Genomic DNA, 6,750 nt, shown 5'->3' on the forward strand with positions numbered 1-6,750 from the left:
TCCTCGTTTAGATCGGCAGACTAAAATGTCCAACGTACCATGATTTGTGGAACTGACTCGTCACGGCCTTCAATACCTAAACGGTTTTTCCAGTACTGATACTCTACGCCTACTGCAAGGCTTTTATTCGCATGCCATAAAAGTTGAGGTTGAACAAGCACATTTGATTCGCTACCAAAACCTTCACCTTCTCCTGAAGTCCAATCTAAAAAGCCTTCAAATGAAAAGTTCTGGTCACTGATGGTAAACGACTTATTCCAAACTAAATTAAATTGTACCGAGCTACCCTCTTTCGTTGGGTCATTACGGTATTGCACGTGCGTTTTTACAAACTTAAAGCCAGGTATGTTCCAATCTAAACTCGCACCTGCCATTTTAACTATCTTGGTAGTAAATCGGTTAGAGGTCATATCAGCTTGAACAATACCGTAAACACCTTTAACTACGCTATTATTTTCAGGCTTAAAAAAGCGATAACGAGGACCAAATTCCAGATGTGTGCCACTGGTATCATCCGCATGATTGATGTTAGTCACATCGACGAATAAATAAGTATCACCCCAAGTAAAACCTGTTGCATTGGCAAAGGTAAAAATAGCTTCGTCTTTATCTGCACCATTAAATCCGCGCGCATAGTCTTGGCCATATAAACCTTCTACTTTAGTAGAGCTCCATACTGAGGCATGTGCTGTTACTGCTGCGCCGACTAAACCAACTAAAAGGGTCGAGGTAGCAATAGCTGTAGTTATTTTATTCATTTTTTATTCTCGCTTTTGTTGTGTTGTTATTTTGTTGTTGTGTTTTTTTGTTGTTTTTTGTTGTTTTGTTGTTTTGTTGTTTTGTTTTGTTTTGTTTTGTTTTGTTTTGTTTTGTTTTGTTTTGTTTTGTTTTGTACTACTTTTTGACTTTTGACTTTTTTACACAAAGCACTTTTCAAGTTAATGAAAAGTGCTTAATAAACTATTTTGCAGCTTGTAGTTGTTGATACCAGGTACCTAGCACCGCACGTTCTTCATCTGTAATACCGGTTAAGTTACCAATAGGCATGGCTTTAAGTACAACAGCTTGTTGGTATATCTGTGCAGCTTGCGCTTTAATTTGTTGTGGTGTGTCGTACATGTAGCCTTTTGGTGCAGCGGCAAAGCCAGGATAAGTTGGCTTTTGAGCATGACATGAGGCACAGCGTTGCTCAATAATAGTTTCAACTTGAGAAAACTCGACTGCAGCTACTGACGAGTCTAGGTTTGTTGCTAGCGTTTTAGGTGCCATAGCCCAAATAACAGCAGCCATAATGACAAAAGCGGCAATCAGCGCACCGGTAAAGGGTTTACCTGGTCCGTGACGTGAAACAAAGAAGACACGAATCAAGGCACCGGCCATAGAAATACCCATTAATATTAACCAATTGTACTCATGGCTATAGGTCATCGCATAGTGATTACTAATCATCACAAATATTACAGGTAAGGTAAAATAAGTGTTGTGAACTGAGCGTTGTCTGCCAGCGATACCGGGAGCAGAATCAACTTTTTCACCCGCTCTTAATCTTTCAACCATTTGCTTTTGGCCCGGAATGATGACAAAAAACACACTCGCTGCCATGATAGTACCGAGCATTGCACCAAAGGTCATAAATGCGCCACGGCCACTAAAAATGTGGGTTAATACATAAGCGGCTATTGAAACCAGGACAAAGATAACAATACCCAAGACTAAATCGTTTTTTGCTAGTGCAGATTTACACAAAAAGTCGTAAATAATATAGCCACCAAACATAAAGCCAAGACTGATTAAAATTGCTGTGCTTTGAGACATGTCGGCTATTTGAGGGTCAATAAGGTAAATGTCCGCGCCATACCAGTAAACAATGGCCATTAAGAAGAAACCACTGATCCAAGTGCTGTAAGCTTCCCATTTTGACCAGTGCAGATTATCATCTAACTTGTCATTTTTAGGTCCAAGCATATATTTTTGTGAATGATAAAAGCCACCGCCATGTACAGCCCAAAGCTCACCAAACATGCCATTTTCAACATCAGTAGACTTTTTTGGCGCACTTAACGAGTTATCTAGCATGACAAAATAGAATGATGCTCCAATCCATGCAATACCCGTAATAATATGAAGACTGCGTACTAAAAAATTTAATACGTCAAAAAAATACGCTTCCAATTGTCTGCTCCTTTTAAGCAACGATTATAGTGTTAGTGACTTTTTTAAGCCGCCTAATACCTGTCAATGTGAGTAACCTGATTAACTACAATAATTAACCTTGGTTTAGTGTGTTTTAGTTTATGTTGCATACTGTGCTAATTATCAAAATAAGCTTAATTTCAGTGGTGGCACAGCGTTAAATAAATTTATGAAAAATATTTTTACTACTCTTTATAAATAATTATTTATTTGACACAGAGCAGAGAATTAATAACAACGAAATGGGTAGATTACTCGTGCTTTGAATCAGCACCTCAGTTGCCACTTATTAAGTGTTCATTAATCAATATTTGCCTAGCATATGAAATAAAAAACACATTGTCAACAATCATGCATGCAATTACATGACACTAAAGGCAGTTTATTTTTTTGGCAATAAAAACCCCCTTTAATAACGTGGTATTAAAGGGGGTTTAGCAAAAATTTAAAAATTAAAAACTGTTTTTAAGTGCCTAAATGCTCTTGATATGACATGCCGCAGCCTTTTAAAATAATATGTTTTATGGTTCTTTTCGCTTCCTCAAAGTCTGCTTTACTGAGCGGTCGCTCAAGGGCAGCTTCAATTTCAACAGCAAAGTTAGCATAATGCTGAGTCGCTCCCCAAATAGTAAACAACAAGTGATAAGCTGATATTTTGTCTATTTTACCTTGCGCTTGCCAAGCTTCAATAACCTTAGCTTTTTCAGCAATCCAATGCTTAAAGTCAGTTTGTAAGTATTGACTTAAATAAGGTGCGCCATGCAATATCTCACTGGCAAATATGATCGACGCGGTAGGATTAATGCGTGAATACTCTATTTTAGCGTCAATATAGTTTGCAATGGCTTGAGCGGGATCATCGTTTGAGTTGGTATTAGCAAACGACTGATTCCATAGCTCTATAATATTACTCAGCACTGCGCCGTACAAGGCTAACTTGTTGTTAAAATAGTAATGAATATTGGTTCTTGGCAACTTTGCAGTTTCTGCAATACGTGATATGGAAGCACCACTAAAGCCATATTGCTTAAACTCTTGAGCAGCAGCCGCTAATATTTTATGCTTATTATGCAAACGTGTTTTTTGATGAGAGCTGCCAAGCGTGTCACCATTAATTTTTATTTTGGCCATATCGGGTTCAATTTACTTTGTTTAAAATCACTCATGTTCTAACGTTTTTTAAAAATATCAACTAAATCACCCGCAGGTTCTTTATCTTCTAACTTTAAACGCGCTTCAATACCTTCTACGTGTCTATACATGAGCTCAGTTGCTTTTTCGATTTGACCTTTTTGCATCACGTCAATTAATTCGAAATGCTCAAAGTGCGAGCATTTTGGCGCATCTGGCTGCTCGTAAAGCACAATAACTAAAGATGTTTGCGGTATTAAGGTCGTAATAATGCGCTCAAGCGTAGCATTTTTTGATATTTTCGCTAACATTAAATGAAAGTCGCCCCCTAACTGAATACTCTCAACAATGTGTTCATGATCAATATTATCTTGCTCAGCTTTAACAATTCTTCTAAGTAAATCATAATCAGTAGCGGTCGCATATTTAATGACATCTTTGACAATAGCCACTTCAATCATTTTTCGCGCGTCAAGAATATCCTTCGCTTGTTTAACGGTTGGACTGGCAATAAAAGCGCCTTTATTAGGCTCTATTTCAATAATATGATCTTGTGAAAGTCGCAACAAAGCACTACGAATAGTCGTGCGTCCAACATTAAATATTTTTGATAGATTATCTTCTGTAAGCCGAGTACCTGGGCGTAAACGAAACGACAAAATGGCATCGAAAATTTCTTGATATATTTCTTTATCACTTATTTTTTTCTGCTTTTTGTCAGTTTTTAACTTCTCTTTCATCACATTCCTAAGTACGACAGACCAATTTATACCAAACATTCAAGCACGTAGTATATACCCAAACTATCTTAATATGCTCGTTTCAATAACAATTAAAACGATTAGTTGCTTAGGTAAATAACTGATCCACTGCAAGGTTCAGCTTAGTAAACGGCAAGAAAGCTTAAATACAGTCATCGATTGCCAGCGACACTCAAGATAGTAAAGAGAGAGCGAAGCTGGATGCTAGCGTCAAAAATAGCAATTTTTGCAACTGTGCTTTGTTTTACAGAAATTGATCTAACCCATTTCACTTCAATATGCAGTTACCCGATTAAGGGCTTAAACAACATGTTGGAGCTTAAAAGCCACCCTATTTTAAGCTCCTTATAAAGCAAATTCTAGACATAACATCATAGACATAAGCTCCTTAGATATTAGTTATTTATCATCAAGCATGACGCTGACAAGCTATTTTAAAGGAATAAACTTACGATATAGTTCTACACGTTAAAGCAATAACCGGTCTACAACTATATTGATACTCGTTTATAGGCTCTATATTCAGCTTGCCAGAAATTAGCCTCAATTTCAGCCAACAAGGCCTCATCAGATAAAGGTAAGGCCAGTTGTTGCTCCATCGCTACTTTTGCCACGGCAAAGGCGATGCTACGGCTCAGTTCGCCGATATCGGTCATGGGTGGCAATAATGCCGCATTAACATTTTTAGCTTGTGGCGAAGCGTCAGCAAGTGCATTACTGGCAGCCATCAACATTTCATCACTAATAAGGCGCGCACTACAAGCGAGCACACCTAAACCAATACCAGGGAAAATATAACTGTTGTTACATTGTGCAATATGAATAAGTTTACCATTATGAATCACTGGCTCAAATGGACTACCGGTGGCTACAACAACCTCGGCATCAGTCCATGCAATAATTTGTGCTGGTGTCGCTTCCACTTGTCGAGAAGGATTACTCAGCGGAAAAATAATCGGTAGGTCACAATGCAGCTTCATGCTACGTACCACTTGTTCAGTAAACAAACCTGACTGGCCTGAAACACCAATTAATATCTCAGGTTTAGCACAATTAATCACATCAATTAACGCTGGATATTCTGAACTATATTGCCAATCTTCAAGTGCCGATAACGGTTGTTGCAAGGCACTTTGAAAATCACGCAAATCCGTCATCCCTTGCGTTAACAAACCGTATCTGTCGACCATAAATATATGTTTACGGGCTTCTAAATCACTCAGACCTTCAAAGCACATTTGCTGGATTAGCATTTCAGCAATACCACAGCCTGCAGAGCCCCCACCCACAAAAACCACTTTCATCTCAGAAAGCTTAGTGTTGCGAGTTCGACACGCCGCCAAAATAGTGCCTAGCGTAACCGCTGCAGTGCCCTGAATGTCATCATTAAAACAACACACGGTATCTCTATAGCGCTTAAGTAGCGGCATGGCATTGGGCTGAGCAAAATCTTCAAACTGAATCATCACTTCTGGCCAACGGCGTTGAATTGCTTGAATAAATAGATCTAAGAATTCATCATACTCAGGTTGGCCGATACGTTCATGCTTAGCGCCCATATACATAGGATCGTTTAATAGTTTTTTATTATTAGTGCCAACATCTAACATCACCGGTAAGGTATAAGCTGGGCTAATACCACCACAGGCGGTATATAAGGAAAGTTTACCAATAGGAATGCCCATACCACCAATGCCTTGATCGCCAAGTCCTAGAATTCGCTCGCCATCAGTGACTACGATCACTTTGACATTTCGCTTCGTGGCATTACGTAGAATATCATCAATCATGTGACGGTCTTGATAACTTATAAACAAGCCTCTGGAAGAGCGATAAATATCAGAAAACTTTTCGCAAGCATCGCCTACCGTTGGGGTATAAATAATTGGTAACATCTCTTCAATATGATCTTGGACTAAACGAAAGAACAAGGTTTCATTATTATCTTGAATAGCACGTAAATAAATATGCTTATTTATCGGCTGATCAAAACTTTTGTATTGCATATAAGCTCTTTCAACTTGCTCTTCTATCGACTCGTAGCGCGGCGGTAATAAGCCTAGTAAATTGAAGTTTTTTCGTTCTACCTCAGTAAATGCACTACCTTTGTTTAACAATGGTGCTTCAAGTAAGGAAGGGCCTGAATGTGGAATATATAAATAATTTGAAGATTGATTATCACTCATTGTTGATATAACTCTTGTTGGAAGGTTTAAAGGTAGAATAGTTGCATTCACATTATCTTGATATCAAGATAGCAAACGATTATCTTGATATCAAGATAATCGTTTAAATTAGCTAAACATCAACTAACCGTCCCAAGTTGCAGATGAAATTGTGCTATAAGTAGTTAAACTCAGTGCTTTTAAACTAAATTACGGCACAACTTATCCCATAACACAGCATATTCCTTAGCCTTATAAAAAAACAATGATGACATTAAATTTCAAGCTGTTATTTTAAGTTACTAATAACAGCCTTATAAACTGGTCAAATTAAAAACAAAAAAATAGCCCACTAATTCATTAGTAGGCTATTATACCAATCCCATTAAGTTATTGCTCACTTGTACTAGTTAAAATAGCTCAAGGCTGTGTTGCTCTCACTCCCAATAGCCAGCTATTGCTCAATCGAGCGCCTTACCTTGAATTATTTTTCCTGCGCA

5 protein-coding genes are annotated in these 6,750 nt (G+C 38.0%); all 5 read right to left on the reverse strand.

Annotated features, from left to right (window positions below):
• Window positions 1–20: 20 nt before the first annotated feature.
• Window positions 21–758 carry an outer membrane protein OmpK gene (locus ESZ39_RS09970; protein WP_146879763.1) on the reverse strand — a complete coding sequence of 246 codons (738 nt, stop codon included), beginning with the start codon at window positions 756–758 and terminating at the stop codon, window positions 21–23.
• Between the two features lie 202 nt (window positions 759–960).
• Complete coding sequence (locus tag ESZ39_RS09975; RefSeq protein WP_146879764.1) at window positions 961–2,172, reverse strand: urate hydroxylase PuuD; 1,212 nt, start codon at window positions 2,170–2,172, stop codon at window positions 961–963.
• Window positions 2,173–2,658: 486 nt separating this feature from the next.
• Window positions 2,659–3,324, reverse strand: coding sequence for a TetR/AcrR family transcriptional regulator (locus ESZ39_RS09980; RefSeq protein ID WP_146879765.1), 666 nt, complete (start codon window positions 3,322–3,324; stop codon window positions 2,659–2,661).
• Window positions 3,325–3,362: 38 nt separating this feature from the next.
• The gene (locus tag ESZ39_RS09985; protein WP_191321751.1) at window positions 3,363–4,064 is read right to left on the reverse strand and encodes a GntR family transcriptional regulator; all 702 of its coding nucleotides are present in this window, start codon (window positions 4,062–4,064) and stop codon (window positions 3,363–3,365) included.
• 512 nt (window positions 4,065–4,576) lie between these two features.
• Window positions 4,577–6,271, reverse strand: coding sequence for an NAD-dependent malic enzyme (locus tag ESZ39_RS09990; protein ID WP_146879767.1), 1,695 nt, complete (start codon window positions 6,269–6,271; stop codon window positions 4,577–4,579).
• Window positions 6,272–6,750 lie beyond the last annotated feature (479 nt).

The organism is Colwellia sp. C1TZA3, from assembly GCF_007954265.1.
GTDB lineage: Bacteria > Pseudomonadota > Gammaproteobacteria > Enterobacterales > Alteromonadaceae > Cognaticolwellia.

Bases quoted from the DNA above. Each gene is read 5' to 3' on its own strand.
- ESZ39_RS09970 (WP_146879763.1), bottom strand. From the start codon at position 758: ATGAATAAAATAACTACAGCTATTGCTACCTCGACCCTTTTAGTTGGT.
- ESZ39_RS09980 (WP_146879765.1), bottom strand. From the start codon at position 3,324: ATGGCCAAAATAAAAATTAATGGTGACACGCTTGGCAGCTCTCATCAA.
- ESZ39_RS09985 (WP_191321751.1), bottom strand. From the start codon at position 4,064: ATGAAAGAGAAGTTAAAAACTGACAAAAAGCAGAAAAAAATAAGTGAT.
- ESZ39_RS09990 (WP_146879767.1), bottom strand. From the start codon at position 6,271: ATGAGTGATAATCAATCTTCAAATTATTTATATATTCCACATTCAGGC.